This is a genomic window from Streptomyces hilarionis (assembly GCF_024539675.1).
Lineage (GTDB): Bacteria > Actinomycetota > Actinomycetes > Streptomycetales > Streptomycetaceae > Streptomyces > Streptomyces hilarionis.
Genome location: NZ_JAHHIT010000620.1, coordinates 1 through 308, shown reverse-complemented (window position 1 = coordinate 308; position 308 = coordinate 1). Strand labels below are relative to the sequence as shown.

Sequence of the window (308 nt, the reverse complement as noted above, 5' to 3'; positions counted from 1 at the left end):
GTTAAGAAAGGATCTTGAGGCGCAAATCAAGCCATATGTAGACGCGCTCTTGTGGGACGCTGCAAAGGCTTACGCCAAGGGTGACATCGTTCGTCAGGGAAACAAGCTGTACCAGGCCTTGGCTGCTAACAGTGGCTCCCAGCCGCCCAGCGCAAACTGGAAAGACGTTGGCGACATCCTCACTGATGCGAACGCTTTGGTAATACGGGTTGATAACCTTGACCAGAAAATCACGGTAGTCGATGGAAAGGTGATTGCCACTCAGGACCAGCTCAACCAGCTCCAGACAAAGGTAAATGACCCGGTAA

General features: G+C 52.3%; 1 protein-coding gene. It reads left to right on the top strand.

Annotated elements, in window-relative coordinates:
* Positions 1 to 308 (top strand): carbohydrate-binding protein (locus tag KMS84_RS39765; protein WP_256921525.1); only part of this gene is annotated, 308 nt, incomplete at both ends.